Genomic DNA, 25758 nt, shown 5'->3' with positions numbered 1-25758 from the left:
GTTCCTACGCTGATGTTGCTAACTCAAATGGTGCGACATGTGGCTTTAAGCGGCCAAATACGTGTTCAATTGGACCATAGTCAACCAGTTTTCCATCAATCACTGCAACAAACTGACAATACTGTTCCACCACGTGCCAGTGGTGTTCAACCATAATCACGCTGCCACCCGCTTGGTGGAATTCTGATAACACATTAAGAATTAATGCATGGCCTTGTTTGTCTACACCGGCAAGTGGTTCATCTAGCACCAGAATATCCGGTTGATTAATTAGCGCGGCGCAAAGTAAAACGCGTTGTCTTTCGCCAGCCGATAATGTACCAAGGCGTTTGTTAGTAAAGGTTTCAATTTGCAAACGCGTCATAGCATTTCGTATTGCTTGCTTTTGCTTATGCCGAAACCAAACCGGGCGGGTATCGCATACCATAGTGAGGTAATCGCTTACGGTTATCGGTAAAGAGGGCTCAATAACTGCAATTTGTGGTAAATAACCAATACGCCGCGCACTTTGCTCAGGCCAATCTAAGGCGATTTGTCCGCGGTGTGGCACTTGCCCCATAAGGGCTTTAATCAATGTTGACTTACCACCGCCATTTGGCCCAACCACGCCTAGCCAAATTCCCGCAGGTACCGACAAGTTAACGTCATTTAACAGCAGGTTGTTGTTAATGCTGACACTTAAGTCACTAACACATACGATAGGAGCATGAATTGTCATAGCGTGTTACCTGATTTTGACGCAGCAAATGTCAACGCTTTGGCGAGCATTGTTAGGTTGTGCTGCATTTCCCGTTCAACCAAATCTTGGCTGTACTGACCATGGGTCATATGCGAAAAGTGATACACTTTAATGCCGGTCGCTTTTTCAATTACATCAACATAGCTGTTTGCCATATTCAGTTCTGTAAACAGCACGTCTATGTCAGCTTTTTTAATTTCATTAATCGTTTGTTGTAGCTGCGACGCACTTGGTGAGACCCCGTGCGCGGGCTCAACAACGGCTGAAACCGTTAAGCCAAACTCTTGCAATAAATAACCATATGCGTTGTGGGTGCTCGCGATACGCACATTCGATAAATCGTGATTGATTAAAATATCTTGCACTGGCTTTTTTAACGCTCGCAATTTTTTGGCATATAAAAATGCGTTTTTACTAAAATACTTAGCGTGCTCAGGTGCCAATTGACCAAGAGATTTTGCAATGGCATAAACTTGGCGAATTGCCGCATCGATAGAAACAAAGGTATGAGGATTCACCTTATGGTTTTTGCGCAGCAGCGGCACTTGGTCGTTGGCTTTTATCAATGTAACGCCTTGCGGTTTTATGCGATTAAAACCATCGAGTGCAAAATCATCATGACCAATACCGTTAACGACCAGTGCGTCCATGTTTTTTAAACGGCCAATATCGGCAGGGCTTAAACTGTAATTGTGTGGATTAAATCCCGTTTCAATTAGCGGAATTACCTCACCTTGGTTACCCACAATATTTGCCACATAGGCATAATAAGGGTGTAAGGTCGTACCGACATGCAGCTTACCGTGCTGTGCATATGCGTTCGATAACGTGATGCAAAACGCCATCACACTAAACATAATTTTATAAAACAAGCGAACCTCTAATTTTGGTTAGTCTGGCTACTTACGTGTTGCCATTTATTATTGTTATTGCAAAGCGCGTTATCGTCATGATGTGCGTGCGCTGTCGCGCTATGAGTTTGTTCGCGCCACATCACTTGCCAGCCCGAATCCTGAAAGTTAAGGCGTAATTGGTAGTTATCGTGTTGATGTATAAAACACCCTGATTTCGGTGATGCAAATTCACGCTCGGAAAAAGGGTCAATCTGGTAGGTGATCAGCTCGTCTAATGTAGGCCTCATAGCCAATTCGCCTACACTGGATAAAATAGCGATTTCTTCTGCGGCATTTTGTAATTGGGTGCTAAGGCTTACAATATTTGCCGGCAGCGCAACACGTTTACTTCGTTCGCCTACCGTGAGCACAAGAAGTAATGCTGCAAGCGCGACTATTGATACTATAGCCACGACAAAATACGCATTTTCCTTACGCCCATCTTGCTGCGGCACAATTTCCACAAAGCCCGTTTGGTAAAACGCGCGTTTATTCAAGTTCGGCATAATCAAACTCAGCAGGGCTTTCATGACCCGCATCAAACACAATATAAAACTCGCCGTTTGGTTTACTAAACGACACGCTGCCATCACTCGCGGTCTTTACTTCACGTAATAACGCTTCATCGTATGAGTACACTTTAAGTATTACTTCACCCGCTAGACTTGCATCAGAATAACCTGCAGTGCAGCTAAGCAGTTTTGCATCCGTATTGCTGACATGGCAGTTTAGCGTTGGAAAATGGGCATGTGCTTTAGCGCATAGCGCTAAAGACAACATGCCAATCACAGGGGAAATCAGCTTTTTCATCGTGATTTACTCAAAAATCACTTCAAATGCGTAATACACGCGGGTAATTTCAACATCCGCCTCAGGATCGGTACTATCGATTTTATGATTGACCTTCAGCATGTAACGCCCGCCTTTTGCGAAATTGAAGTTCACAAGGCCGTCTTTATCACTTTTCAGTTCAAGGGCTTTAGGATTTTCGCTGTATTGAGGGGCTTCGAGCTCAATCACCACATCTTGATTTGCCACTGGCTTGCCGTTAAATAACAAGCTTACCGTTAAATCTTCACCGGTCACGTAATCTGACGGATGGGTGATTGGCAATACTTCAAAACCTTTATTTTTTGCTTTGAGTACGTCGTTGGTGGGTGCTTTATTCGTCACATACGACATTGCAATGGTTGTGTATGATGCCGTTTCTAAATCTCGCGCGCCTTTTGGTGCATTCGCCTTTGCGTGTGATTTATTGCCGCGGATGCGTTTTTCAGTGTCTCGCTTACCAATTTTGTAGCGCGAGTGATAGTTTGGACCGCGATGATATTCAAGTGCATATGTGCCTTCGCCCTCAACACCTAAATCGAATGTTGAAAAACGCGCACCTTGATAAAAGCTGCCAATACGACGAACTTGTTTGCCGTCGGCAGCGAATACTTTAACGCCTTCACTTGGCATTGCAAAATCAGGCCTGTATGTAGTGTGTGACGCCGTGATTTGAACTGGCACGTCAACCGCCTTTTCGCTATTCACCGTAAAGTAACTTGGCCAAATATAAATGTCATGGGCACTTGCTAAACCTGATGCCAAAGCAAGTGTTAACCCTGCGGTTACGTTAACAAATTGGGATTTCATTATTATTTTCCTTTGATAATTGTTACAGCGCCAATTTCTTTATCAGCGTCTAAGTGATAGCGTTCTTGATTATCTGAGAAGTCGATTGGCATTTTTAGCAGTGAACGACCGCCGTCTTCACGTACCACTTCGATAAACAGTTTGAATTGGCTTAAATCGCCAACATCGAGTGTTTCGCTATATTTACCTGGGCCTTTTGTCGCGCCAGTCACACCATCCGGCGTGTCACCATAACGCCCTTGTTTGCGCCACCAACGACGAATGTCCACCAGCCATTTATCTTCTTTTCGTTTAGTTAAATGCCAAAGCAACAACGTTTGATTTTGCGCTTTACTTTCAGCCCAAATTGCAACGTAAGGTTTGTGATAGTCGCCGGTGGTGAAACTCGGTAATTCAAATTCAACTGTTAAGGTATTTGCATGCGCAGTGACAGATGCAAACAAAAGGGAAGTCACTGCAATTAACTGCTTAAGCATCGATACGTCTCCTAATGCATTAAAGTAATGATAAAGACAAACAAGCTACTACCGAGTAGCAACGCAATATTGGCGTTTTTGCGCTCCATGCGGTTAACCAAAACCAGCCAAAAACCACTAATCGAAAAAAGCACCATACAAATCGCGCTTATATCTGAAAGCACACGCCATAACCCTGATACATGCTTTGCCCTATGAACATTATTCAGCATATCGATAAGGGATAAGCGTCGTGTATCAACATGTGCTTGCCCTTCTTCAATAAATGCCTCAATTAGGGTGCTGCCATTTGGGCCAGATAAATTCAAAATGACCAGGCTATCTAATTCATCCCAATCGATTTCGAAGTCAACTCCCGATACGCCATGTTCAACATCAAGCCAGTGCAATAAGGTTAAACTGTGGCTCGCATAATGAGTTGGCCAGTCGGGTAAATCAGTCAGGCTTTTTGGCAGCGCAATGGTTTGCTGTTGTTTTTCAACGTCACCACCTTTCCAATCGGGGTGGTTTAGGTAAATACCCGTAACTGCAAAAAACACCATCAACACCAATACCGGCATTGCACTGAAAATATGTATTTTGCGCATAATGCGAGATACATAACTAACATCGAATTGCATTTGGCTATTTGACCTTGCCATACCACTAAAAAATCTTCGGTCTACTTATTTGTCGGGCAAATTCTACTAGCGTTCGCTGACACTTTGCAATAGCATATGATAATTATTTTCATTTAGATTTGTAAATTAAACATGTTTCAGCTAGTCAAATATGGCAAAAACCTTATTAACTCTCAGCACGCTAACCTATCGTATTTATTGAATTTATTTATAAAATTGCTTTTTCTATTGGGCTTTGTTTTATGGGCGTGGATGTTTTCGTTAAATTCAAGCCATACTCAAACACGCTTTTCAATTGAGGGGGTTACGCAACACAGCAATGGCGAAAAAGTATTCGATAGTTTTACCATTAAACAACTTGAGTTTTTCGATGAAACCCGCTTAATTGTGCTTAACCAAGAGTTTGAGATAATCAATTATCTGTCTAGCAGCCAACTCGCTATCGCCCACCTATTAGAACAATTCGGCCTATTATTTTGTGCTGTAATTGTGGTTATTTCATTGCTTCTTTGGCAGCAAAAAGAGCAGCAGAGGCTATCGCTATTTGCCTTTTGCTTTGTTGCATGTGCCCTATTTAGTGGCTGCTTCACCTTGTTTAAGCTAGATGTAAACAACGGCTTATCACTGTATGCATCAATAGGTATATTGAGTATCTGTTTTGTGTTTTATGCATGTTGTTACAGCTTATTGAATGCCTGTAGTCAAACCGCGAGTACCTTGCTTGCATTCGCCAGTCAATCAGGCACTGCGATGTCGATTGCAGAGCGCTTTCATAAACAGCTACCGAATACCTTTGATCTGCGTTGTTTGTCTTCTCTCACACCTGATTGTTTAGGCCAGTATCGCCAAGTGCTTTTAATCGCTAGCACCTATGGCGAAGGTGCACCGCCAGAAACCGCGGTGACATTTCTTAATAAAATGAAGCAAACGCAAACGCTAACTAGCAAGGTGAATTTCTCAATTTTGGCGTTGGGCGATCGTACCTATCAGCATTTTTGTGCCTTCGGCCACCAACTTGCACATTTATTGTCATCAAAAGGTGCAAAGCCAATTACCGATGTGATTGAGGTAGATCGCGGTGATAAAGATGCTATTGGCCATTGGTGGCAGCAAATTAGCCACTTTATTGGCAAGGAGCAATCGACCGTTTTATTGACTGATAACTATCACCTTCTTAGTACCCACAGTAACATGCTAGTGAACCCACAAAAGCCTAAGCGCGCTGCACATAGAATAACCTTTAAAAACGAGGGACTCATTTATCAGGCTGGCGACCTTTTGGAAGTAGTACCCAAATACGACGCAATTAAGTGTCAACAAATGCTGCGTGAAAAAGGCTTTGATTGTCAGCAACCCGTCATTTTTCAAAATACTGAAATGCCACTATTTGAAGCAGTAAGGCAATCGAACTGGCTTGGTGAAAGCGCAACATCAGCTCAACAACTTGTCGATGTATTAACGCCGCTACCACCACGGGTTTATTCAATTGCAAACACACCACACGAATCTAACATAGAGATTTTTGTGCGCAGGTATTTCGATGACTTAGGTAAGCCGGGACTTGCTTCAAATTATCTGTGTGATCTGAATGAAAATGAACTGATAAGTGCTCGTATTAGGCATCATGCAAATTTCCATCTACCTAAACGCCACTGCCCCACCATTTTAATCGGTGCTGGTACGGGCATTGCGCCTCTTATTAGCTTACTAAAAGGTATGTCAGTCAAAGAGCAGTGTTTACCCGCTTGGTTATTCTTCGGTGAGCAATCAAAGAGCACCGATTTTTATTTTAAAGATGAAATTAATACCATGCTTAGCGATAAATCACTGACTCACTTTACTCCAGCCTGGTCTCGCGACGGTGGCGGTTATATTACTGAGCAGCTAGAACAACATGCTAGCAATATTAAAAAGTGGATGCTTGACGATAACGCAATGATTTATTTATGCGGAAAACAAAAAGGGTTTGGCGACTCAGTTATCAATTGTCTTAAATCAATTTTAGAAGAGCACGTCTACCAATCACTTATCGAGGATAAACGCATTAGAGTGGATCTTTACTAGCTAATTGATTAAGACAATTTATTAACGTGAACAACATTTAGAACTAAAGGCGGTTTTCTATAAAACCGCCCTTAGTATCAGCGCTTAATGCCCTGACACAGCAAAGCATGAGTATTAGTACCTAACAATTCTTGGCTTTTTAGTTCAAAACCAGAGGCATTAAACAAGCTTTGACATAAATCGGGCGTGAGTACTGTGCTATGAGTTGGCTTTTTACCATAGGTTTTATGGTAACGATACAATAACTTTGCACGATTTATCAGTGACATTTTATACATGGTAACGCTCATCACAATCACCTGACCAAACGGTTTTAATACACGATGACACTCTTTAAGTAACTTATTTTGCTCAGGTACTACGTGTAATAGGTTAGCCATAAACAAGGTATCAAAACTGTTCTCGCGATAAGGTAAATTAAAGCCATCTGCCAACTGGGTTATTACGTTATCGCAATCACATAAGCGCTTTTGGCATACATTTAACATTTCCCTACTTACGTCGGTTGCAGTAACCGACTGTGCATTGTCAGCCATCACTTTTGTATAGGTACCATTACCACAACCGAGCTCTAGCACATGACCCGTACCATAAAACTTTGAAAGACGCGTTTTAATACGGTCTATCTCCGATTTACCCACGACATAATTGTTACGATTTTCAAAATCAGTCGCAAACTGCTGCCATTGATTATTTAACGCTATCATCTGTTGAAACTCCTTTTTCTAAACAAGTAAAGGGAACACTTGTTAGGTGTGTGGTTTTCGCACCATTGCTTATTTATTTGTAAAGGCAATGCACGATTCAAGAATTTAAGTTTAATAGTGAGTTTATTTTAGTTGTAGATACTAATGATAACGGTTATCATTTGCAATATATTTAATTTGTAACTAACGCTAGTGTGGCGCTAAGTCACTACTGGCGAATTTTTTGTCACTATGAAGACTGCGAAAAAAGTAACCTTGGTGCTATTAATTGCTACTGCGTGTCTGTTTGAAAGCCACGCAAGTACCGTAAAAGACTATCAGTTATTGGTCGATAAATGGCTTAACTTACATAAACAACGTAATCAACTGATAGCCGATTGGCAAAGCCAAAAACCTTTGCTCGAGCAACGATTACGTTTATTAAATATTGAAAAACAGCGATTAAAAGAAAAACTCGCACAAAGCAAGCAGCACAATGATGAAGTTAGTGAGCGCCGAAATCAGATTTTACGCGCGCAATCTAAACTTGAATCTGAGCAACATGAGCTTGCATTGTGGCTTGAACAATCAATTAGTTACGCTCACAGCCAGATAACAAGCCTGCCCCCTCCTTTAGCAAACACATGGCGGCAATCGCTTTTACAAATTACCGATGCATCGACTGACAGTGAAACCCTTGAAGTTTTGTTACTACTACAAAGCAAACGCCAAGCGTTTAATCAGCGCATAAGTTTTGAAAAGTCCAAAATCACACTAGCAACAGGTAAACACGTGTTACTTGAACAAATCTACATCGGTGAAAAGCTTGCCTATGTGAGTACGCCAGATGGTACACAGACTGGCATCGGGTTTGTTGCAAACAATCAGTGGCAATGGCAACTCAATAATGAAATGCCTTATGCCGACTTTATAAAAGCAAAGGCCATGTTACAGCAACGACAAGAAGCCGATTTTATTTCTCTACCGGTAACCTTGGAGCAAACACAATGAAACTATATTTATGGTTAATCACTGCGTTGCTTTGTGTTGTAGCCCCGCTTAAAGCAAGCGACGTAATTCAATCGTTACAACACGATATTAAAAGTGCGCAAGCTGCACTCAACAAAACCGAAAAACAATTGGCACGTGAGAATAGTAATCTCAGCCGCGAATTGCTTAACGCTGAAAACGCTGTTCTGTTACTGCGTAAAGAAACTGAAGGCGTAATACGCGCACAAGATGAAGCAGCACTGTCGATAGAAGACGTTGAAAATCGCTTAAAACAATGGCAGCAACAGTCGCAATATCAAACACACCTGTTAACTCGTTATTTAAGTGACAGCGAAATCACACCAAAAAGTGACGACTTAACAGAGTTATTAGCGCTTGCGAAAAGAAGCTTTAGTGAAACACAACAAAGGCAGGGGCTGTTTTATCAAAGTGAGGTTGTATTTAGCGATGGGAATACACATCAAGCAGAACTAATTGATATTGGCCCTTTCTCTTATTTTAAAAGCGATAATGCTGCGGGTTTAATTGATAAATCTAGCCAGCACAATGAAGTCGCAGTATTACTAGAAAATGCGCATGATGCATTAACGCAGCTAAAAGACACCGGCAGTGCGTTATTGCCAATCGACCCAAGTAACGGCCGCGCTACCATGAGCTTAAAGCAGCAAGAGAGCATTATTTCGCACATCAGCAAAGGCGGTGTTTGGGTCGCACCGATATTACTGTTTGCACTTTTCGCGTTACTTATTTCAATTTACAAACTGGTTCAGCTTGCAAGGCTCGACAAAATCGTGCCAGCAGTAACAGAGCGCTTAACTAATCTCAATGGTGATTACAAAACATTGAAACTGGGCATCTGGCAAACCGAACTGGTCGAAATTTGTAAACGCACTCCAATTGGCCAATTGAGAGATGATTCGCTTTTCAATGCCTTAAACGAGCAAAAGAAGCAACTCGACAACCTACTTGGCGCAATTGCTGTAACAGCTGCTGTTGCGCCACTGCTTGGCCTTTTAGGAACAGTAAGCGGCATGATTGAAACCTTTAAATTAATGACCCTGTTTGGCGCAGGCGACCCGGCTGCGGTGTCAGGTGGCATCTCAGAGGCGCTCGTAACAACCGAGCTCGGCCTTGTTGTCGCTATTCCAGCGTTACTCTGCCATGCGTTTTTGTCACGAAAAGTTAAAAGCCATTATCATCAACTTGAGCAGTGTGCCATTTCACTTAGCCAATTTAACTTCAACCAAAACATAGAACTACACAAAGGCGCGGCATGATCACATTAAACGAATTATCTCATCCTATTGTAATCGCCATTTTAGCGCTCGCGCTGTTTGTTTATTACCGTTTGGTGTATGCCTTTATTGCACGTAAACAGGTGTGTTGTTGCGCTCTTGGCTTTTGGCAACAATCGCTCAACTTATGCATTTGCGCGCTACCGCTATTAGGTTTGCTTGGCACAATTATGGGATTATTAGATGCCTTTGTTGCCATGTCTTATGGTGAAACAATGGGCTTGGGCAACAGTTTAACCGCTGGCATTTCAGATGCCCTATTTACAACACAACTTGGTTTGTTATTGGCAGTACCTGCTTGGATCCTCTACAGCCTAGTTAATCGCAGCTTAAATGAAGTAGAGCGCCATGCAAGCTAATCTAAAACAACGATTGCAAAACGAGCAACAGCAACACATCGATTTATCGCCATTAATAGACGTGGTGTTTATATTGCTTATTTTCTTTATAGTTACCACCGTTTTTGTAAAAGAAACGGGGGTAGAGGTTGATAAGCCTCAGGCATTATCGCAACAAAAACTAGAGCGCAATCTAATTATGATTGCCATTACTAACGCTAAAGAAGTGGTTTACGATGGCAGCAATATTGGCGTTGCCGGCGTCCGTTCGATTGTTAGCCAGCTGACAAAAGACAAGCAACGCGCGGTGGTTATTCAGGCTGATAAACTGGTACCAACCGAGCTTTTGGTGCAAGTAATTGACGAAAGTAAACTCGCGGGTGCGAGCAATGTAAGCATTGCGACACAATGAAGAAAGTAACTTCGCATTCAATTGCCTTACTGGTTGCATTTGCAATTCTTGTATCGGCACTTTCCCTTGTAATGCTTTCGCGTTTTTTGACTACCGGCGTGCAAAAATCGCTAACAGTGCGCAATATTGAGACAGTGAGTTTACCGCCGCCCCCTCCTCCTCCGCCACCAATGACGCAGCCACAAGTAGACACTCCGCAAATTGCTATTAGCGCAAGTGGTGAGGGCCCGCAAATCACCATGAGTTTAGTAAAACCAGATGTGACCTATACAAAACAGCCAATTGATATCACTTTTCAGGTAGATGACATCAACTGGAGCGACTCATTGGATGTTGATTGGCAGGCATTTGGTTTGAGTGACTTAGATTCCTTGCCACGATCACTTGCGAATCTCAAATTCAACGTACCCAAAAAGATACGACGCAGCGGCGTAAAGCGTTTTGACATTGTGCTTGATGTATTAATCAACGAACACGGCAAAGTGACGCTCATTGATATTAAAGAGAATCCATTTCCCAGCTTTAAAAAAGAAATTAAACGTATTGTTAAAATTGCCCGCTTTACCCCGCCTAAAAAAAATGGCGAGAACGTAAAAGCGCGTTTTAACTGGCCTATTGAAGTAGAAACCATATGAAAATTACTCTGTTCTTAACACTGCTATTTGTTTGTACTAGTGCAGCTTCGAGCAATGCACACGTCGATATCGCGATAACTAAACCGAGTTGGGATTTTGAGATTAAATACGGTTTATTATCACAAGATGCTGCTAAGCTCACGGCTAACGAACAAACCATTGCGACAACAATAAAGCCACTGCTTGCCAAATCCGACTACAACGGCGCGTGGCAAACTGTAAAGCAGTTAGAAACTAACACATTAAGCCCTGCACTTGCGCAAGCGGTTGGTCAAATAGCACTACAAGTAAAACAGCTAGCGCACGCCGAGCGTGCTTTTCGCCACGCACTATCAAAAAGACCCGATTTACTGCCGAGCCACCGCGCACTTGCCGCAATCTATTTAAAGTTGGAAGATAATCAAAAAGCAGCAAAATATCTCGCGAGTGCATTAACATTAGGTGATCAAGATGCAAGTTTGTTTGCACAATTAGCTTATTTGCATATGCAGCAAGCTCAACCCTACGCCGCCATTGCTGGGTTTAGACAAGCGCTTTTTTTACAACCAGATAGCCTTGATTACAAAAAAGGATTGTTATGGGCGTTAACCCAAGCCGGCGATGTAAACGAAGCTACGGTTTTACTTAACCAACTAATTGAAAACACACCTAACGAGGCTGATCTTTGGTTACATCTTAGCCAAATTCAATTGCAGCAAGGTAAAGAAAAGAACGCCCTCGCAAGCATTGAAGTGGCAAGACGTCTTGGCAATGATAACCCAACCAATCTATTACTTAACGCCCAACTCCATTTAAACCACGGTAGCAGTGACGCTGCCGTAAAATTATTAACAGAAATAATCAACAAAGATGACCCCGCGCATTTAACACAAATCGTTAACGCGTTAACGGTTTTGATAAACCAAAATAACGTATCGCAAGCACAAGTACTTGCGTCAGTGCTTGAAAAACACAGCACTAAGCTTAACTTTAAACATCAAAGCATGCTGTTAACTTATCTAGGGCTGTTAGCTGAGCGAAATGGTAAAACAACAACAGCAAAGCAATACTTAACCCGCGCAATTGAAACCGATGCCAGTAACGGCAAAGCCTTACTTCAATTAGGCCAACTTTATCAACATCAAAAACAACTCTCGCAGGCAAATAATTATTATGTGCGGGCAAGTAGCCTTGATAATTATAAAGAGCAAGCGTGGATATTCAGCGCGCAAATCGCAATTGACCAAGGACAATATGAACGCGCGATTACACTATTAAATAATGCGTACCGTGAAAACCCAACACGACGAGACTTACTTGCCAATATTAAACAATTAGAGCGATTAAAACGCGTTCAATAACAGATAAGAATGACAATGAAGATTGAGTTTTTGCTCTAATTAAGCTTTTTGATTACTTGAATCTGATGTAATATCCGTCACGTGCACGTTTTCTCTTATCAGTTTTGCGTGCACTTTCTATACATTAAATACAAGGAAAGTAACTGGTGAAGTATCTAATTTTATCGCTTAGTCTATTTTTAACCGCATGTAACTCAACAACAAATATTGACGTTGCAGACACTATGAACTTAATCGCGCAAGCCGAAGACAATGCGCCTGATGGTGTACAAGGTACATTTAAATTTTTAGTTAAAGCTACCGGAAGTTCACGCCATGGTGAAGTTTATCTCAATACTGAACACGATTATCGCGACCGACGTGCAGTAACCATTGTATTATCGCCTTCAGTGGTACCAGAATTTACCAAAAATTATGGCAAAGCGCCCAACGCGTTTTTCACAGGCAAAGTGATTGAAGTTACGGGTGAAGCAAAACGCGAAATTATCGATTTTGTTTCAAATGGCAAAAGAACAGGCAAATACTATTTTCAAACTCATATCCGGGTGTCGTCACTTGAACAAATTAAGGTATTAAGTTAACCCCACAATTCGGGATTGTGCGCGAGATTAGCACAATCCCAACCTTCAAAAACCACCGACCGAATGCTTAGATTAACTACCGCGTTTTAAACCATAAATAGCATGGTCGACTATTTTGCCATTAAGATTCTCGGCACGTGTAATAACCCCTTCTAGCGAAAAACCAAGACGCTCACAGACATTTCGGCTTGCAGTATTGTTAACGGCAACTGCAATCTCAACTTTTTCCATTTCGTATTGCGTAAACGCCAATTCAATCAACTTAGTAACGGCGCGCGTAACAATGCCCTTACCCTGAAAATCACAACTAAGCCAGTAACCAATTTCAACTTTTTTAAGCGTATGATCAATGGAATTAAAACTCACATTTCCCACTAATTCGCCTTGATAAATCATGGCACACACCAGCGACTTGCCATTAGCATAATCAATCAGTGAGCGAGTAATAAAATTCGAGAAAAACGCAATGCTGTCGGCATGGCTTGGCCAAATCAACCAACGACTCAAATAATCACGTTGCTTTGTTACGATATCAAAATACGCCGTTGCAAACTTGGCATCAACCAACGCTAGTTTTAACGTGTTATCAACCGCTAGAGTAAACATAATCCACCTCGTTAAGCGCTCTAAACAATTGGTATAGTTTCTTTAACAAACAAAAAAGGGCCTTTAAGGCCCTTTTACACATCAGATTACGATTAACGTATTAATAAATCAACAATGTTTACACTGATGCGCTTCAATTTGCAGCACGCTGTGCTTCACCAAAAATTCTTGCAACAAGCACTTTTCGACGGCTAATTGACATAAATCGTGATGAAGTTCTTTGGTGCAACTCGGCTTTAGAACAATGTGTGCGCCGACGATCGTTTTACTGCCTTGCTTATCAACCGTTACATTGTGAACGCTGCTAATGTGCTCCAGATTGGTTAATCGTGATTCGATATCTGTCGCCGCTGGCAATGCGCTATCAGTTTCAACTAGGCCATCAATGCATTTTTTGATCACTCGAAAACCTGTTATCAGTACAAAAGTGGCAATAATTAAACTTGAGAAAATATCGATATCGACCCAACCAGTAAAGTAAATCACTATACCGGCGCTAAATGTTAATACCGTCGATAACAAGTCTAAAAAGCTGTGTAAGAATACCGCATAAACGTTAACGCTTTCTTTGCGTCCTTGATACAACACATAAGCCGATGCTGCATGAAATAGAAAACCAAGGCCAGAGACTGCCGTCATTAAAAAGGTATTTACCTCATGAGAGTGATCTGCGTGATTTACAAGCTTATTAGTACTGGCAAAAATAATCGTCGCTGCGATGGCTAAATACAAAATACCGTTAATTAAGCCGCCAATGAGCTCTGCTTTTTTATAACCCGCGTTATAGTTTTTTGCTAAGTGAATCGCAATGCTTGAGGCGATTAACGCCACTACCAATGAACTGTTATGAACAAATAAATGACCGGCATCAGCCAGTACTGCCATAGAGTTGGCAAAAAACGAAACAATAAATTGAATCACCATAAAAGTGCTTGTAATGGAAAGGGCGATGAGTAAACGGCGCCTTGCAGTTTTATGGGTGGTGATATCTGTCATGAATGGGGATAAGTTAGAAACTAAAATGTTATAGTGTTTCAATTATAACGGTTAGTTTTCATAAAATCACTCCTAGTGCTTCTAAAACCTAAAATAAAATGATAGATTTTGCATATTGCATACAATAAAGAGTATTTTCATATGACGATAGGTGTAGGTGGCAGCACAATAGAACAAGCTTTAGCCAAATTAGACAATATGACGCAACAGGTTGCGCCAATTTCAAACGACGAACTCAACGCCCGTTTACAAAAAGCGCAATCACTAATGCAACAGCAAGGCATTGCAGCTATGTATATTGATGCGGGTACTAACCTAACCTATTTTACCGGTTTAAAATGGTACAAAAGCGAGCGTTTAGTTGGTGCTATTTTGCCAGCAAAAGGTGAGCTATGTTACGTTGCCCCGCATTTCGAACAAGGTTCACTGAACGATTACATGAAGCTAAATGGCGAGTTTTTTGGCTGGCATGAACATCAAAGCCCTTACGCGTTAATTGCAGAAATACTGCAAAAACAGGGGATCAACGAAGGCAAACTTGCTGTCGACCCAAGCGCTGGTTATTTTCTTGTCGACGGCATTATAAAAGCAAACCCGCAACTTACAGTGATTAACGCTGATGTTATTACCGCGCCTTGCCGTGAATGTAAATCTGATGCGGAAATCGCTCTGATGCAAACCGCTAAAAATATGACATTAGAAGTGCATAAAGCCGCAGCAAGCATTTTAAAACCAGGCATTAGTACAAGCGAAGTTGAAGCGTTTATCAACCAAGCTCATAAAAAGGTAGGTGCATCAGGTTCATCGTTTTGCATTGTGCTGTTCGGTTTAGCGACATCTTTCCCCCATGGTGTAAAAGATCCTCAAGTACTACAAGAAAATGATTGGGTACTGATTGATACCGGCTGTATTGTTGAAGGCTATCATTCTGATATTACGCGTACTTATGCGTATGGTGAGGCAACTGACGAACAGCGTGGTGTATGGCAAGTAGAAAAAGAAGCGCAAATCGCTGCATTTAATGCTGCCAAAATTGGACAAGCTTGCGAAGTAACCGATGCTGCTGCCCGCGTGGTAATTGATGCTGCTGGGTTTGGTCCAGAATACGAACTTCCAGGTTTACCGCACCGTACAGGTCATGGTTGTGGTATGGACATTCACGAATCACCCTACTTGGTAAAAGGTGACACCACACCACTTGCTAAAGGAATGGTATTTAGTAACGAGCCGATGTTGGTATTACCAGGTAAATTTGGTGTCAGACTTGAAGATCATTTTTACATGACAGATGAAGGTCCAAAGTGGTTTACAGAGCCTGCGCATAGCGTGGACGACCCATTTGGTTTGGCATAAACGCCACAAAAGCGCAGCTTGCTAGAGTAAGCTGCGCTTTATGACTGCAATCCCTGATAGAGTTGTTGGTTTTCATTACGGTGTAAATTAAACAAAAATTTTCTTAAACGGTCACGTCCGCGTTGAACTTTGGCAATTTTCGCTGCCACAACATCGCGCTCTACTCGCACTGCTTCAAATTCTAGTGCCACTTGTTCTTCGTTAGGTAAGCTTATACATAACGACTTTTCGTTTAAAATGCGCTTAAGGCTGCGACGGTCGCTTACTCGAAACGCAATGCCGGTACTTGAAAGTGACAATAGGTCGTGTGCCTTGCCTTTTTGATCTTGCAATTCCACATTAACAAAATCGCCGCCACGCCAACTTCGCTCACCATTTTGAATATCGACGATTTCAGGAGTACCGAGAACCGGTTTAAACTCACCGTTGTCAATTGTCATTTCGAGCGGAAACCACAACTGATAATGACTAATCTCAGCCAGTAATGTCAGTTTAGATTGCTCAAATACTTGATAAAGATTGCTTGGAATTTCAGATTTAATGCTAAGCGCATGGCCTGACTCTTCAGTTTGCTCAGGTGTTGATTTGTCTGCAAACATATTAGAGAAAAAAGCTAACTCTTCTTGTGATAATTCCATGCCCCAACCTTTCTTGTATTTAGAGCCTTCCACGTATGAATTGTTAATTTTTTATAGAGGAAAATGGGCTCTAGGTAACAAATGTCCCCATAAAGTAGTACAAACTTTATCGAAATTTTTGATTTAACTCAATGTTTCGACGGTGATTTTGTGTATTTAATCAACAAAACTGCGTTATTTTTGTAATGTATATTTGACAAAATGTAACCAAACGACTACCCAAGTGGCTTTTTTCTTGTTATTCGCCTCGCTAAACTGGCAACTAATCGTTTATCGATTAACATTTTGCTGGCGTTAATGTAAACATGCACGAATTTATATTTGAAGGATCTCACATGAAAAAGTCTTTATTAGCACTTGCGCTAACGGCGAGTGCTGCAATGCCTGTTGCAGCTGAGCAGTTTAACTTTTCAAACGCAACGACCTCCGACGCAGATACACTTGTTTTATTCACCCATGAAAAGCAAAACGAAAAGGTGTTTTCAAACTACCCTTTTGCACGCCAACTTAATCAAGCAATCGCTGCAAACGAATTTAGCGGTAAGTTTGCCACTAAGTTAGAAGTGGTTGCGCCACAAAACAGCATTTATAAGCGCGTAATAGTTATCGGTCTTGGCGATGACAACAGCTTGACACAATCAGAGCTGACAAAATTAGGCGGTAAGCTTTCTGGCATGTTAGAACAAAAATACATCCAGAATATTGCTGTTGATGCCTCATCATTTGCAAGCTCTGATCTTGCGCAACTTGCTCACGGCATTAACTTACGTGCATACCGTTTTGACAAATACCAAAAAGAAAAGCGTGAAGAAAAAGCGTTTACTTTTATTTCAACAAACGCAAACACTGCAAAACAAGAATACGCTCACTTAGCTAATATTGAAAAAGGTGTATTTCTAGCGCGTGACTTAATTTCTGAAGTCGCTACAGAAATGACGCCTGTTGATTTTGCAAATGAAGCGAAAAAACTGAAAAAGATTGGTGTCGAAGTATCTGTATTAACACCAAAAGAAATCAAAGAACTTGGCATGGGTGCACTTGAAGCGGTTGGCCGTGGCAGCAATGAAGGTTCTCGTTTAGTTGTTGCCCATTATAAAGGCAGCGACGATGCACCCATTGCACTTGTTGGTAAAGGTATAACCTTTGATTCAGGTGGCTACAGCATTAAAACAGGTTCATCAATTGCGCGCATGAAATCTGATATGGCAGGCGCGGCAGCAGCGCTTGGCACGGTAAAAGCGCTTGCGTTAAACGAAGCGAAAGTTAACGTAGTTGCAGTAATGGGCATGGCAGCAAACATGGTATCGGAAAGCTCTGTTGCTCCTGGCGATGTAGTGCGCACTGCAGCGGGTCACTCGGTAGAAATTCTAAATACTGATGCTGAAGGTCGTTTAGTACTGTCTGATGCACTTTGGTATGCGCGCACGCAATTTAAACCTCAAGTTATGGTCGATATTGCAACGCTTACTGGTTCAAAAGTACGTGCTGTTGGTAATCGCTACGCTGCTGTATTTTCAGATGATGACAGCCTAGTTGAGTCACTGACAGTTGCTGGTAAACAAGTAAATGAAAACCTATGGCGTTTACCACTTGGCTACAAAGATATGCTTAAAAGCCCGATTGCAGATTTTGCTAATATCGGTTCAGGTGGTCCGGGTGCAACAACTGCAGCGACTTTCCTACAGCAGTTTGTAGGCGATACTAAGTGGGCGCACATTGATATAGCCGGTAATGCACTTGCGTCATCAGCTAAAAATGAAGTGCCAAAAGGTGGTACAGGCTACAGCGTGCGTTTATTAACGCAGTGGGTTGAGAATCAAGCTAAATAACTAACTTGACAGTACGACTTGATAGTACGCTAAAAATAAAAAAGTGGGCATTGCCCACTTTTTTTGTGTTTAAGTGATCCGTAAAGATCAACACGTTCTAATACATAAAGTTAAAGCTGCCATGCATAACTAAATTTGGTAAAGAACGTACGCTCATTAGCTTTTAGACGTTGTTCGTCATCATCGCTAAACCCGTTGTCTGAATACCCTAAATAAAACAATGTTTGCGGATTAAGCTTATATGAATAAATCAACTGGGTGGCAAAATCGCGTTCTTTATTGATCTGATTAGTAATCTCAAGCGGTGAATCACCATACTTGCCTACTTCATACTGCACGACAAGCTTCAACATGCTTTGCATATTAAATTTAAGGTTTACACGTAAGTCGGTTAGGTTAACGCGAAACGACAGAGCGTCATCGAGCTTCATTTCACTGTAAGTATGCGCAAGTTTAAACTGTAAATACTGATTCAAATCCCATGTTATTTTTGGGTTTAAATACAATGAATCACCAAGCTCCGCATTACGGTAATCGATGCGTTTACCTTCACGCGCATAAAGTGATATTTTTACATCACCCGTTGGCTTACCTGAAAACCACCAATCTCCATATTGTTCGTCGTAATAACGATTTCCATATTTCGTTTCACCTGCAATATACCCTACTTCTGTGTAAATATTGTAGATAGCCTCAAGGCCCGCGTATATTTCAAGTTCGCTGGCTAATTTATCGCCGTGTCGTTCGTAATTGATATCGTAATCGCCTTTCAACCAATAATCTGTTACCGATTCGCCTTGTGGCATATACCAATGATAGCCGCCACCAACCAGCGCTTTTTCATAACCAGCACGTGTTACGAAACCTAAATCTGAACGAAAATCGGCATCAACTTGTCGATACGATGCTTTTAAATCATATGCTTTGGTGTTTCGTTGGTACTCAACATACGCGGTATGTCCTTGTTGATTTTTAGCAAGGTCAAAGTCAGTGACTAACTGTTCGGTGTTTTTAGTATCAGAATAGGCAAACTGATAGCGAATTTGGTCTTGTTCAGATAAATACGTTGCACCATCAACCGATGCTAAATTGTTATGATAGTTGCTACTTTGGCGGCTAGTAACCAACATACCTAAATTATCGCGTGAGCCGTAATCAAGTTGATAACTGGCAATCCCTGCATGCGCTTTTTCATCAACAACGGCTAGGGTAGACCCTTGCGTGCCAGGTAAAATCAGCGCACTTTGCTGGTCATTAGCATAAAGAACACCATAGGTGTGATTACCCGATTTACCGGTTAATTTTGCTCCCACATCTGGGTCAGCGATATTTCGGGTATGAACAAAGTTAAATAACTCCGTTTCAAATGTATCGGCTCCATCCAAGAAAAACGGGCGCTTTTCTTCATAAAACAAAGCAAATGTACTGTTCACATCAAGCTGGCTGGCATCAGCTTCAACTTGCGAAAAGTCGGGATTTATCGTCGCGTTAAGTACCGCATCCGATGAAATGCCGTAGCGAATATCTAAGCCTGGCTCAATATCAGCATCACCATTTTGCCAACTATCGTTCTCACGTACATCACTACGACTTGCCGTTAGTGTCGGTGTTAATTGTAAGTTTTGGCTTGGTTTTGCATGTTCAAAACCAGTAATTTTATCAAACTGACAGAAGCTACATTTAATATCGTAATCAAATCTTATATTTGAGAATTGATTTAGCACACCACGTGGATAGTTACGGTAGAGCGATAAACCCCATGTTTGCTTGCCATCGACAAGCGGAAAACGAATTGCCGTAAATGGAATAACCATTTCTACGGTATAACCCGTATCCGTAATTTGGGTTTTCGCATCCCAAATCGCATCCCATGATGAGTCTTCTTCCCATGAACCATAATCAGTCATACGTGCATCGGCTTGTGCGCCAAGGGCGTTTACATAAAATTGGTACCCGGTGCGCTCATCATTGAAGGTATCGAGCATCACAATGACATTATCATCAAACCACAGGTCATCTCGGTCACGAATGGACGCGCGAATTTTGCTCGGATCTGGGTCACTTGCCTTAAACGCAACATACAGGTTGTTGCCATCTTGGTACATCCACACATGCGTTTCAAGCGATGCGGGAATTCCTTCTACCGGCTCTACTTCCCAAGCTAAGTCTACAAACGTCGCATTTTGCCAATGAGCCTCGTCTATTACGCCATCTACAACAATCGGTTGGTTAATATATTTAAGCTCAAAATTTTGTTTTGCAAACAGTGAAACACTTACCTGCAATAAAAAAATTGCACTAAGCCACGACAATTTTTTCACGACGCATCCTTACTTATTTTAATAATTTGTTAACATTTTCCATCTAAGCAATTCTAGTGCCAATGACCCGCCTTTGTAAACCCATCATTTATATACCTTTTTAATCATACTTTAGCGCTAGATAAGCGGCGCTATTTTACCGAATTTGCTTGAACTCTGGCGCGCACTTGCTTACAGTAAACGCCTATTAAAACAAGCAAAAGACGTGAAAATGGACAGCATTATAAAAAAAGGAATTTTACGCTTCGTAATTATTGCTGGCTTTTGCTTTTCTCAGTTGATTTTTGCGCTAGAAGACGAGGCGCTGACACAACAAATTGACAACATCAAACAACTTGATGATGTTAGCCAACAAATTGACGCATACCACGCAATCCAAACACAGCATCAGCTCAGTAATGAACAAACCGCGCGAATTTTACATTTGATCGGGGCTAATTACGCAAAAATCAGTCAGCTAGAAAACGCAATAGCGCCACTTAAGCGCGCACTACTGTTAACAAAAAACTCGCGTAAACGCTCAGACATTAACCGACTGCTTGGATTAATTTACTACTACAGCGACCAACCCGAAGAAGCGATTGCCTACTATTCCAAAGCATTAGCATTTCATTTAGAACATAATGCCCAAGTTAAAGCCGCTCACCTTGAAAATAACATCGCGCTGGCGTACGAAAAACTCAACCAATTCTCGCGCGCGCTCGATTATTATCAACAAGCCGAACCTCGCTACGTTGAATACGGTACAAAACAAGACGTACTGGATGTAAAACTAAATCGCGCAGGCTTGCTTGCTAAGCTCGGGCACAATTATAAAGCGGTCGAAATATACGATGACCTACTTAACAATCATTACCACGAGTTAGATGAAGACACGCAATTTTTAACGCACAGCAACGTAGCCGTGTCGCTAAACGCGCTTGGTAAATACAACCGTGCAATAAAACATTTAAGTGATGCTAAAGCGATTTTAGTCAATAAAGATGATGCCTATCACTTAGCGTCTGTCGAACTAAACTTCGCGGATAGCTATATTTGGTTAACGGATTACCATCAAGCGCGCGTGCATATTGCTAATGCAGCAAAAATCGGCAAGAAGTTAAATAACCCGACAGTTAATTTCAGCGTTGCATATCACCTTTCTCGCGTCGCTATTGTATTAGAAGAGCCGGAAATGGCGCTTGAGCAAATCAATAACGCTATCGATATCGCAAAAAAAACGGGTAACAAACAACTTTTACAAAAAGCTTATTCTCAAGCGTTGATCATTTATGGCGCCAATAATATGGTGTCTCTAGCGTATGGCGTGCGCAAACAGCAACAACTTGTCAACACGGAAATCAAGCAGCAAAACTTAAAAGAGCGCCTCGCTCAAGAACAAGCATTCGAAGAGCGTAATCAACTCGAAACACGTGTCACCGAACTGGAAAAAGAAAAACAAATTCAAAAACTCGCAATAGAGAAATCAAAGCAACAGCGCATATTTTTTATCGTTGCAGGTCTTTTAAGCATTTTGTTGATAGTTGCAGCCCAGCGCCGTGCCCACGAGCGTAAAGCAAAGAAGCAGCTCGAAGTTATCGTGACGCAACGCACGCAAGAACTGCAAAAAACCAGCGAAGATTTACGCCAAGCAAGCTTAGTTAAATCAAAATTTCTTGCCAATATGAGCCATGAAATACGCACCCCGCTCACCGCAATTATTGGTCATTCAGAGGCGATGAGTAATGCCCATTATGATCTACGTAACTTTAATAAAGATCTGGCGATCATAAATAACAATGGCAAGCACTTACTTGATTTAATCAATGATATTCTCGATATCAGCCGCATCGAAGAAAACAAACTAGAGCTGGATATCAGTACATTTAATGTAAGTGGCTTGATTGAAGAAATTGGCACTATGTTTACCACATTGGCCAATAAAAAGAATATCGATTTTTACATTATTAATGCCCTCGATGATGACTTTGCAATTAAAGCCGATCAATTCAGGTTAAAACAAATATTACTCAACCTATGCTCTAATGCCGTTAAGTTTACCGACAAAGGCAGTGTTACCTTATCAATTCGTGAAACGTTTACTGGCATACGGTTTAACGTTATTGACACTGGCATTGGTATGGAAGAGCAACAGCTTGAAGAAATATTCGATAGCTTTACCCAAGGCGATAGTAGTATTACCCGCAGGTTTGGTGGCTCAGGATTAGGTTTATGCCTATCAGAACAACTCGCCAATTTAATGAGCGGTTCAATCTCTGTCACCAGTGAAGTGCATAAAGGTAGCGAATTTACACTTCATTTAAATGTTGAGAAAAGTAAAGTCGCTAAACCGATTACCGTTGCGCAACGCGATGACAAAGCCATTTTTGAAGGCCGCGTATTGATTGCAGAAGATCACGATGATAACCGCGAATTAATTGTACGTTTGTTGCGACATTTGGGTTTGGAAGTGGTTGCAGTGGAAAACGGTGCGCAAGCAGTTGAAGAATGCAAACACGGACGCTTTGATTTAGTACTGCTAGATATTCAAATGCCGATATTAGATGGCATAGGCGCATTAAAGCAACTTCAAGGTTCAGGGTTTACCCAGCCTATTGTCGCCATTACGGCAAACACCATGCAACACGAAGTATTGAGTTATCTTGAGCAGGGCTTTGCTGATCACATTAAAAAGCCGCTTGAACAAGAAAACTTTATCTCAACACTTAGAAAATACGTTAGCTATGACAGCAAATCTCGCACTCACAAAGCGATTAATATTTCAAATACGGTCGACACGGGCGATCTTGCTGCTAATTTCGCAGCAGGGCTTGAACGCGAAAAAGCCGCAATAAAATCGCTTTACAGCAACGAAAGCTGGGAAGATTTACAACAAGCGTTACATAAACTGCGTGGTGCGGCGGCTATGTTTAAATATCATTCGATTGAAGAAGCCGCAGATTACTTTGAAAAAGCGCTGAAATATAACGATAAAGAAGCATATAGCGAAGCACTAGAAGGCATTGAATACGCTTTGTCGTCGAGTCAAAAAGTCGTTTAATCTAAATAAGCCTTAACTCGAGCTGCCAGATTTGATTTATAGAACTTAATCAAATCTAACAGTGAATAGCCGATTTGTGCCATTAGCGATCTGTGGTAACGCCGCCTTAAGCGGTGAGTAAAAGTTGGCTAAACTGTGAAGCGAAGCAGAACAGAGCCAACTGTTACGAATCCGACTTTAAGGCCTTATTATGGGGCTGAATAATTGAAAACTTTTTTGAGACAATTATGGCGTTCCATTCGATTACTTTTCTGGCGAGTACCTTCTTTAGAAAGTGATTTATATTTATATACTTCACTAAGAATGTTAGGGAAATAATGTTCTAAAAGTTCATCGTTTTCGTAATTATCAATAAAGCTACGATAATTATTTATTTGATCAACCGTTAAAGTTTCACCATCAAGTGTAAGATCAAAAATAGTTGTAAAAAGGGTATAAAAGTGAACTTGTCGTTTGAGTATTTTTCTTCTTTCACTATTACCATCAATAAGATCATCTACGTTAGATATTATCAACTCAAACTTTGATATATCTTCTTCTTTTGATGGATATTCATTGTTATATAAATCATATATTTTATTCAGATTTGTATTGCCGATATCTTCTTGAATACCTTCTTTCATGAACACAAGTAATGTACTAATGAAAGCAACATCTCTCATTCTCCTTCTATCTGCAATACCAAATATTAAGTTTTGATCCCAGAAAGGTAACTCGGCTAATTGAGATGAGACATTCATAAATTCTCCCTCAAATTCAGCATTTCTTAACTCTTGAGGATTTAGCGTCATGTTGTTGCTATTTAGGCGTAAGAACATATTAACAATGTCATTTCTATTAACGTTATTTCTTACAACACGTACAGAGAATACGTATGACCAAATAGCCTTTTTATCTTCAACATCTAAATCTTTGAAAAATCTATCTTGGATATCTGAAAATTTACTTCCTTGGCTATCTAATGAACTAGCTTTAAGTTTATATGTATTAGAAATATATTGAAATATTGCTCCACACCGTTGCTGACCATCAACTATTGAGTATTTTGTGTCACCGGTATTCTCATCTGTTCCAGTATTCCATAGATATATTTCAGGAACGGGGTAACCTATTAGAATAGATTCTATTAACTTGATTTGATTATTTAATGTCCATACATAATTTCTTTGGAATGAATTATCTACTTCAAGTAATCCTTTTTGATCAAGATCAGACAACCACTTAACCGTCTGAGGCTGTATGTCTATAGATTCAATTAGCTTCATTTAAACCACCTTTCAATTTTGATATCCCTCTCATGTGGTAATCTTGAACTGATTCCCAATCAGAGTAAATTCTATAGTTGACTTCATGTTGAATATTAAACTTCAATTGCAACTCTGCTTTAAAAGTCAAAATTTTTCTTTGCCATTCTTCTAAAACGCTTTTACCGTAAGTAGGATCAGTATCTTTCAAACTAACAAACCCATTAAATACGTTTGAACATTTATATTGGTAGCCCGACAAGTGGCGCTCTAACGCCACTTCACGGTATGCATTCCATATATTCTTGAACATTTTGTTTGATACTATAATCAAGTCAAAATCAGAATCATCATCAAACACTTTAAAATCTTTTGTTGGAGAAAAGCTGAATTTTGTTTTTGCACTCCCTACAATAGAAATGTTGTTGAAAGGAACATCTAGCTTCCTTGAAATAAACTTCTTAAATTCATCATAGCTAGTTTCAGAATCATCACTAAAGTTTTGAAAATACCAAACGTTTTGCCCAATTAAGTATTGGTAATAAATGTCAATTTCACTATTTTCTAAAATAAAGTTTATTACTTCTTGCTTTTCCATAAACACCTAAACTTTTTGAATGCAGCAAAAGACCAATAACGCTCTGTTAAGGTGTGAGCAACGCAATACCGGAGCCGCCGCATACCCTCTTGAACAGTTTGTTATGCTCTAACTCTCTGATCGACTTGCGTTTGCAGATCATCAAACTCGTTTTCAGTCATTTGCTTCTCTAAGATCACTTTATATGTATCGCTACCTTGAGCTTCTAATATAGTATTGAGCCACTTCTTACTTATGTATGTATCTACTGTATTTTCCGCCCACTTTGTGTGATCTATGATGTTTGCCCTAGAAATTACTTTCCCTATATTAGAATTAAATAGCTCCAATGCCTTTTTAGCTTGATTACTCAAAGTCATAAATAACTCCTTAATTTTTGACAACTATTGATTGTTACGTTTTAGA

At 40.8% G+C, this 25758-nt stretch carries 26 protein-coding genes; 11 read left to right on the top strand and 15 right to left on the bottom strand.

Going from position 1 to position 25758, the window contains the following annotated elements:
• Positions 1-4 precede the first annotated feature (4 nt).
• The 7 genes from AC2IOM_RS14345 to AC2IOM_RS14315 are packed head-to-tail and all read right to left on the bottom strand — an operon-like array spanning position 5 to position 4387.
• On the bottom strand, positions 5-718 hold the full coding sequence (locus AC2IOM_RS14345) for a metal ABC transporter ATP-binding protein (RefSeq protein WP_486360156.1): 714 nt from the start codon (positions 716-718) through the stop codon (positions 5-7).
• Positions 715-1611: a metal ABC transporter solute-binding protein, Zn/Mn family gene (locus AC2IOM_RS14340; RefSeq protein ID WP_486360155.1), complete on the bottom strand. Its 897-nt coding sequence runs from the start codon at positions 1609-1611 to the stop codon at positions 715-717. The genes AC2IOM_RS14345 and AC2IOM_RS14340 overlap by 4 nt, the downstream gene beginning before the upstream one ends.
• A gap of 8 nt (positions 1612-1619) precedes the next feature.
• Positions 1620-2138: a hypothetical protein gene (locus AC2IOM_RS14335; protein ID WP_486360154.1), complete on the bottom strand. Its 519-nt coding sequence runs from the start codon at positions 2136-2138 to the stop codon at positions 1620-1622.
• A complete protein-coding gene (locus AC2IOM_RS14330) occupies positions 2122-2442 on the bottom strand; it encodes a hypothetical protein (RefSeq protein ID WP_394226115.1) in 321 nt (106 codons plus the stop codon). The genes AC2IOM_RS14335 and AC2IOM_RS14330 overlap by 17 nt, the downstream gene beginning before the upstream one ends.
• A gap of 6 nt (positions 2443-2448) precedes the next feature.
• The gene (locus AC2IOM_RS14325) at positions 2449-3270 is read right to left on the bottom strand and encodes a DUF4198 domain-containing protein (protein WP_486360153.1); all 822 of its coding nucleotides are present in this window, start codon (positions 3268-3270) and stop codon (positions 2449-2451) included.
• Positions 3271-3272: 2 nt separating this feature from the next.
• The gene (locus AC2IOM_RS14320; protein ID WP_486360152.1) at positions 3273-3746 is read right to left on the bottom strand and encodes a DUF2271 domain-containing protein; all 474 of its coding nucleotides are present in this window, start codon (positions 3744-3746) and stop codon (positions 3273-3275) included.
• 11 nt (positions 3747-3757) lie between these two features.
• Entirely contained in the window at positions 3758-4387 is a 630-nt protein-coding gene (locus AC2IOM_RS14315; RefSeq protein WP_486360151.1) for a PepSY-associated TM helix domain-containing protein, read from the bottom strand.
• A gap of 231 nt (positions 4388-4618) precedes the next feature.
• Here AC2IOM_RS14315 and AC2IOM_RS14310 point away from each other — a divergent pair, with 231 nt between their 5' ends.
• The gene (locus tag AC2IOM_RS14310; protein ID WP_486360150.1) at positions 4619-6430 is read left to right on the top strand and encodes a flavodoxin domain-containing protein; all 1812 of its coding nucleotides are present in this window, start codon (positions 4619-4621) and stop codon (positions 6428-6430) included.
• Between the two features lie 77 nt (positions 6431-6507).
• Here the strand turns inward: AC2IOM_RS14310 and AC2IOM_RS14305 are convergent, their stop codons facing one another.
• A complete protein-coding gene (locus AC2IOM_RS14305; RefSeq protein ID WP_486360149.1) occupies positions 6508-7137 on the bottom strand; it encodes a class I SAM-dependent methyltransferase in 630 nt (209 codons plus the stop codon).
• Positions 7138-7368: 231 nt separating this feature from the next.
• Here AC2IOM_RS14305 and AC2IOM_RS14300 point away from each other — a divergent pair, with 231 nt between their 5' ends.
• The 7 genes from AC2IOM_RS14300 (at position 7369) to AC2IOM_RS14270 (ending at position 12728) form a co-directional block, all read left to right on the top strand.
• Positions 7369-8127, top strand: a complete 759-nt coding sequence (locus AC2IOM_RS14300; protein WP_486360148.1) for a DUF3450 family protein — start codon at positions 7369-7371, stop codon at positions 8125-8127.
• The gene (locus AC2IOM_RS14295) at positions 8124-9404 is read left to right on the top strand and encodes a MotA/TolQ/ExbB proton channel family protein (protein WP_486360147.1); all 1281 of its coding nucleotides are present in this window, start codon (positions 8124-8126) and stop codon (positions 9402-9404) included. Before AC2IOM_RS14300 ends, AC2IOM_RS14295 begins: the two co-directional genes overlap by 4 nt.
• Positions 9401-9781, top strand: a complete 381-nt coding sequence (locus tag AC2IOM_RS14290) for a MotA/TolQ/ExbB proton channel family protein (RefSeq protein ID WP_486360146.1) — start codon at positions 9401-9403, stop codon at positions 9779-9781. Before AC2IOM_RS14295 ends, AC2IOM_RS14290 begins: the two co-directional genes overlap by 4 nt.
• Complete coding sequence (locus tag AC2IOM_RS14285) at positions 9771-10172, top strand: ExbD/TolR family protein (protein ID WP_010559307.1); 402 nt, start codon at positions 9771-9773, stop codon at positions 10170-10172. The genes AC2IOM_RS14290 and AC2IOM_RS14285 overlap by 11 nt, the downstream gene beginning before the upstream one ends.
• Positions 10169-10807, top strand: coding sequence for an energy transducer TonB (locus AC2IOM_RS14280; protein ID WP_486360145.1), 639 nt, complete (start codon positions 10169-10171; stop codon positions 10805-10807). Before AC2IOM_RS14285 ends, AC2IOM_RS14280 begins: the two co-directional genes overlap by 4 nt.
• Positions 10804-12147, top strand: a complete 1344-nt coding sequence (locus AC2IOM_RS14275) for a tetratricopeptide repeat protein (protein ID WP_486360144.1) — start codon at positions 10804-10806, stop codon at positions 12145-12147. The genes AC2IOM_RS14280 and AC2IOM_RS14275 overlap by 4 nt, the downstream gene beginning before the upstream one ends.
• Before the next feature lie 146 nt (positions 12148-12293).
• Entirely contained in the window at positions 12294-12728 is a 435-nt protein-coding gene (locus AC2IOM_RS14270; RefSeq protein WP_105171854.1) for a hypothetical protein, read from the top strand.
• A 72-nt stretch (positions 12729-12800) separates the two neighbouring features.
• Here the strand turns inward: AC2IOM_RS14270 and AC2IOM_RS14265 are convergent, their stop codons facing one another.
• Positions 12801-13334 (bottom strand): GNAT family N-acetyltransferase, encoded by a 534-nt coding sequence (locus AC2IOM_RS14265; RefSeq protein WP_486360143.1) that lies wholly within the window; start codon positions 13332-13334, stop codon positions 12801-12803.
• 108 nt (positions 13335-13442) lie between these two features.
• The gene (locus tag AC2IOM_RS14260; protein WP_054979191.1) at positions 13443-14330 is read right to left on the bottom strand and encodes a cation diffusion facilitator family transporter; all 888 of its coding nucleotides are present in this window, start codon (positions 14328-14330) and stop codon (positions 13443-13445) included.
• A gap of 141 nt (positions 14331-14471) precedes the next feature.
• Between AC2IOM_RS14260 and AC2IOM_RS14255 the strand changes: the two genes are divergently transcribed.
• Positions 14472-15683 carry a M24 family metallopeptidase gene (locus tag AC2IOM_RS14255; protein ID WP_486360142.1) on the top strand — a complete coding sequence of 404 codons (1212 nt, stop codon included), beginning with the start codon at positions 14472-14474 and terminating at the stop codon, positions 15681-15683.
• Between the two features lie 38 nt (positions 15684-15721).
• Here AC2IOM_RS14255 and AC2IOM_RS14250 read toward each other — a convergent pair whose 3' ends face one another.
• Positions 15722-16321: a hypothetical protein gene (locus AC2IOM_RS14250; protein ID WP_486360141.1), complete on the bottom strand. Its 600-nt coding sequence runs from the start codon at positions 16319-16321 to the stop codon at positions 15722-15724.
• Positions 16322-16656: 335 nt separating this feature from the next.
• On the opposite strand from AC2IOM_RS14250, the gene AC2IOM_RS14245 reads away from it, so the two are divergent.
• Positions 16657-18150, top strand: a complete 1494-nt coding sequence (locus AC2IOM_RS14245) for a leucyl aminopeptidase (RefSeq protein ID WP_486360140.1) — start codon at positions 16657-16659, stop codon at positions 18148-18150.
• A gap of 110 nt (positions 18151-18260) precedes the next feature.
• Here the strand turns inward: AC2IOM_RS14245 and AC2IOM_RS14240 are convergent, their stop codons facing one another.
• The gene (locus AC2IOM_RS14240; protein WP_486360139.1) at positions 18261-20471 is read right to left on the bottom strand and encodes a carbohydrate binding family 9 domain-containing protein; all 2211 of its coding nucleotides are present in this window, start codon (positions 20469-20471) and stop codon (positions 18261-18263) included.
• A 211-nt stretch (positions 20472-20682) separates the two neighbouring features.
• Here AC2IOM_RS14240 and AC2IOM_RS14235 point away from each other — a divergent pair, with 211 nt between their 5' ends.
• Positions 20683-23511 (top strand): ATP-binding protein, encoded by a 2829-nt coding sequence (locus tag AC2IOM_RS14235; protein WP_486360138.1) that lies wholly within the window; start codon positions 20683-20685, stop codon positions 23509-23511.
• Between the two features lie 188 nt (positions 23512-23699).
• Here the strand turns inward: AC2IOM_RS14235 and AC2IOM_RS14230 are convergent, their stop codons facing one another.
• The 3 genes from AC2IOM_RS14230 to AC2IOM_RS14220 form a co-directional block, all read right to left on the bottom strand.
• Entirely contained in the window at positions 23700-24776 is a 1077-nt protein-coding gene (locus tag AC2IOM_RS14230) for a DUF262 domain-containing protein (protein WP_486360137.1), read from the bottom strand.
• Positions 24763-25353, bottom strand: a complete 591-nt coding sequence (locus AC2IOM_RS14225; RefSeq protein WP_486360136.1) for a hypothetical protein — start codon at positions 25351-25353, stop codon at positions 24763-24765. The genes AC2IOM_RS14230 and AC2IOM_RS14225 overlap by 14 nt, the downstream gene beginning before the upstream one ends.
• A gap of 101 nt (positions 25354-25454) precedes the next feature.
• Positions 25455-25712 (bottom strand): helix-turn-helix domain-containing protein, encoded by a 258-nt coding sequence (locus AC2IOM_RS14220; protein WP_045608768.1) that lies wholly within the window; start codon positions 25710-25712, stop codon positions 25455-25457.
• Positions 25713-25758: the final 46 nt, after the last annotated feature.

The organism is Pseudoalteromonas sp. NS-SX12, assembly GCF_057367955.1.
The sequence above is the reverse complement of the archived record's forward strand: the minus strand, read 5'-3'. Positions and strand labels throughout refer to the sequence as shown.

Coding starts and splice junctions, on each gene's coding strand:
- AC2IOM_RS14345 (WP_486360156.1), bottom strand. CDS start 718: ATGACAATTCATGCTCCTATCGTATGTGTTAGTGACTTAAGTGTCAGC.
- AC2IOM_RS14335 (WP_486360154.1), bottom strand. CDS start 2,138: ATGCCGAACTTGAATAAACGCGCGTTTTACCAAACGGGCTTTGTGGAA.
- AC2IOM_RS14330 (WP_394226115.1), bottom strand. CDS start 2,442: ATGAAAAAGCTGATTTCCCCTGTGATTGGCATGTTGTCTTTAGCGCTA.
- AC2IOM_RS14325 (WP_486360153.1), bottom strand. CDS start 3,270: ATGAAATCCCAATTTGTTAACGTAACCGCAGGGTTAACACTTGCTTTG.
- AC2IOM_RS14320 (WP_486360152.1), bottom strand. CDS start 3,746: ATGCTTAAGCAGTTAATTGCAGTGACTTCCCTTTTGTTTGCATCTGTC.
- AC2IOM_RS14315 (WP_486360151.1), bottom strand. CDS start 4,387: ATGGCAAGGTCAAATAGCCAAATGCAATTCGATGTTAGTTATGTATCT.
- AC2IOM_RS14310 (WP_486360150.1), top strand. CDS start 4,619: ATGTTTTCGTTAAATTCAAGCCATACTCAAACACGCTTTTCAATTGAG.
- AC2IOM_RS14305 (WP_486360149.1), bottom strand. CDS start 7,137: ATGATAGCGTTAAATAATCAATGGCAGCAGTTTGCGACTGATTTTGAA.
- AC2IOM_RS14300 (WP_486360148.1), top strand. CDS start 7,369: ATGAAGACTGCGAAAAAAGTAACCTTGGTGCTATTAATTGCTACTGCG.
- AC2IOM_RS14295 (WP_486360147.1), top strand. CDS start 8,124: ATGAAACTATATTTATGGTTAATCACTGCGTTGCTTTGTGTTGTAGCC.
- AC2IOM_RS14290 (WP_486360146.1), top strand. CDS start 9,401: ATGATCACATTAAACGAATTATCTCATCCTATTGTAATCGCCATTTTA.
- AC2IOM_RS14285 (WP_010559307.1), top strand. CDS start 9,771: ATGCAAGCTAATCTAAAACAACGATTGCAAAACGAGCAACAGCAACAC.
- AC2IOM_RS14280 (WP_486360145.1), top strand. CDS start 10,169: ATGAAGAAAGTAACTTCGCATTCAATTGCCTTACTGGTTGCATTTGCA.
- AC2IOM_RS14275 (WP_486360144.1), top strand. CDS start 10,804: ATGAAAATTACTCTGTTCTTAACACTGCTATTTGTTTGTACTAGTGCA.
- AC2IOM_RS14265 (WP_486360143.1), bottom strand. CDS start 13,334: ATGTTTACTCTAGCGGTTGATAACACGTTAAAACTAGCGTTGGTTGAT.
- AC2IOM_RS14260 (WP_054979191.1), bottom strand. CDS start 14,330: ATGACAGATATCACCACCCATAAAACTGCAAGGCGCCGTTTACTCATC.
- AC2IOM_RS14255 (WP_486360142.1), top strand. CDS start 14,472: ATGACGATAGGTGTAGGTGGCAGCACAATAGAACAAGCTTTAGCCAAA.
- AC2IOM_RS14250 (WP_486360141.1), bottom strand. CDS start 16,321: ATGGAATTATCACAAGAAGAGTTAGCTTTTTTCTCTAATATGTTTGCA.
- AC2IOM_RS14245 (WP_486360140.1), top strand. CDS start 16,657: ATGAAAAAGTCTTTATTAGCACTTGCGCTAACGGCGAGTGCTGCAATG.
- AC2IOM_RS14235 (WP_486360138.1), top strand. CDS start 20,683: ATGGACAGCATTATAAAAAAAGGAATTTTACGCTTCGTAATTATTGCT.
- AC2IOM_RS14230 (WP_486360137.1), bottom strand. CDS start 24,776: ATGAAGCTAATTGAATCTATAGACATACAGCCTCAGACGGTTAAGTGG.
- AC2IOM_RS14225 (WP_486360136.1), bottom strand. CDS start 25,353: ATGGAAAAGCAAGAAGTAATAAACTTTATTTTAGAAAATAGTGAAATT.
- AC2IOM_RS14220 (WP_045608768.1), bottom strand. CDS start 25,712: ATGACTTTGAGTAATCAAGCTAAAAAGGCATTGGAGCTATTTAATTCT.